Source organism: Vibrio sp. 10N.261.54.A5 (assembly GCF_041471145.1).
In the GTDB taxonomy this organism is placed as follows: domain Bacteria; phylum Pseudomonadota; class Gammaproteobacteria; order Enterobacterales; family Vibrionaceae; genus Vibrio; species Vibrio crassostreae_C.
This window is the reverse complement of sequence record NZ_JBFRNU010000011.1, coordinates 73,173-74,118: the sequence shown is the minus strand read 5'-3', so window position 1 is coordinate 74,118 and position 946 is coordinate 73,173. Positions and strand designations below refer to the sequence as shown.

The 946-nt window shown below is 42.7% G+C and carries 2 protein-coding genes; both read right to left on the bottom strand.

What is annotated here, in order from left to right:
• Positions 1-99: 99 nt before the first annotated feature.
• A complete protein-coding gene (locus tag AB4329_RS03390; protein WP_017058875.1) occupies positions 100-594 on the bottom strand; it encodes a DUF2780 domain-containing protein in 495 nt (164 codons plus the stop codon).
• A 134-nt stretch (positions 595-728) separates the two neighbouring features.
• The coding region (locus tag AB4329_RS03385) for an FKBP-type peptidyl-prolyl cis-trans isomerase (RefSeq protein ID WP_170967442.1) at positions 729-946 on the bottom strand (218 nt) is incomplete at its 5' end.

The following is a 946-nucleotide window of genomic DNA, read 5'->3' as shown; positions in this document are numbered from 1 at the left end:
ATCTCGTATCTCGTATCTCAAATATCTTTTCTTCCACGCACAAAAAAGAGCACCGAAGTGCCCTTATTAGATTTTAAGCTAGCTATTAATAACTAACGATTATTGCCATATAGCTGAAAGTGAATCCATCAGGCCGCTCGTTGCACCTTGTGACTGCAGTGCTTGAAGAATGATGGGTGCAAATGTTGTAACCATTGATGGATCCATACCTAATCCAGAAAACGCACTTTCAACGGCACCTTGTGAGCTTAGTAGCGATGATAGACCAGTAGACTCAAGGCTCGACATACCCGGAATAAGTGTCGCGAGTTCTTTGTTGTCGGCTGTGCCAAGAGAGTTTTGTGCAAGGGCTAACATTGAACCAATACCGCCAACTGCTTGGTCGCTGGTAACAGAAGCTTGGTCAGCTACCGTATCCACAAGCGGTGTTGTTTCGTTCTGCTGAGACCACATATTCACTGCAGCCATCAGTGCAGTTTGGGATAGTTGGGAATAGTTGGTATCTGATGATGAACTGGTTTGTTCAGAGTCGCTAGTGCTAGCGCAAGAGACAACAGCAAGGCTGCTTAAAACTGTGATGAGTACTTTCTTCATTATTCGTCCTTAAGTAATAAAGTAATTTACTCTTTCACTATAAACGAAAAACGGCGATGTAGTCACATCGCCGTTGGATTATTTCAATTTTATTTACCTATAGTATTTTGTTTTACTAAAGGTTTTTATAAAAATCAAAGAATTGCTAGAAGTTCTACTTCAAATACTAGAGCAGCAAATGGTGGGATTGCAGCACCTGCGCCACGCTCACCGTATGCTAGATCTTGAGGGATGTATAGCTTCCACTTAGAGCCAACAGGCATCATTTGTAGAGCTTGTACCCAACCTTGAATTACGCCAGTTACTGGGAATTCAGCAGGTTGACCGCGAGATACAGAGCTGTCGAAAACAG

Coding starts and splice junctions, on each gene's coding strand:
- AB4329_RS03390 (WP_017058875.1), bottom strand. CDS start 594: ATGAAGAAAGTACTCATCACAGTTTTAAGCAGCCTTGCTGTTGTCTCT.